This is a genomic window from Mycobacterium sp. ZZG, assembly GCF_054786995.1.
Genome location: NZ_JBTBFV010000165.1, coordinates 1 through 1,147, shown reverse-complemented (window position 1 = coordinate 1,147; position 1,147 = coordinate 1). Strand labels below are relative to the sequence as shown.

Annotated in this window: 1 protein-coding gene; it reads right to left on the bottom strand. The window is 65.0% G+C overall.

Going from position 1 to position 1,147, the window contains the following annotated elements; translation table 11 throughout:
* Positions 1 to 1,078 (bottom strand): IS1634 family transposase (locus ACXMYJ_RS29155; RefSeq protein WP_460359551.1); only part of this gene is annotated, 1,078 nt, incomplete at its 3' end.
* Positions 1,079 to 1,147: the final 69 nt, after the last annotated feature.

The window sequence follows — 1,147 nt, the reverse complement described above, 5'->3', positions numbered from 1 at the left end:
TGGTGTGGGTCGCCGGATCCCAGACGGGCTCGGCTTTGCGCTTGGGGTCGCTGGTCTTGGTCGCGGTGCCGCGTCGATCGCGTGGGGTGATGGTGTCGATGATCTGGCCATCGGTGAAGAAGTCGCCGTGCCAATGGAAGTGCGAGGCCAGATCGTTGGGCGCTTTGGTAACCCTCGATCCGACGATGAACCGCAACCCTGCCTCATCAAGTTCGCGCAGATTGCCGCTGGCCAGCATGCCCGCATCAGCGACGACGACAATGTCGGTGATCTCGTGGCGGGCTTGGAATGCCTTCACGATCGGCACGATCGTCAGAGTTTCGGCCTTGTTTCCTTCGAAACAGCCGATTTCCAAGGGGAATCCGCACCGATCGACCAGCAGCCCGACCACGATCTGCGGGTCCACTCGGCGTTCCTTGGAGTACCCCACGCGGCGTAGGTCGTCTTCCTTGTCGGCCTCGAAATACAGGGTCGTGACGTCGTAAAGCACCAGGCTGACATCACCGGCGGTGCGGGCGTGGGCGAAACACGCTGCGGCGATCTGGTCGCGGTAACCACCACCGCGGGCACGGCGCAGGGTGCGCTTGCGGGTCGACAGTGACGCTGAGGTACGTCCCAGCTCGGCGAGGACCCGATCGGCGTCGAGCAGGCTGGTCGGCTCGACCACCCGGGCGATGACCAGGTCACGGAAGACCTCATCGCCGACCGCGTCGTCGAACCCCAGGCTGGCATACACCTGCGCCAGGGCGTCATACAGCAGCCCGCTGCAGCTCTTGAGCACCCGCGGCCGCACCACCAACTCCCGTACTGCGGATTCTCCAGCATCCTCGGTGAACAGCATGCCAGCTGGCGGTGGAACCATATGGGCCCGAACGGCTTTCGGCGTGATCCCCAGATCCAACTCGCCTTGGGTGTCATCGGCCAACAGCCGGCGGGCCTCCTCGAGCAGCAGACCCAGCTCGGCGTCATCACGCGCAGAGCCCACATGGCGCACGATCCGGCGGCGGCCATCGACGGATTCGGCGATCTGGACCGCGGTCGCGCCCGAGGCCGTGCGCACCCGCCGAATCCACACCATCCAGGCAGCCTACTGACCCAAATTAGTGCCTAGCAGGGGCACTAAGCGGAGACATCACCCCAGCTCAAG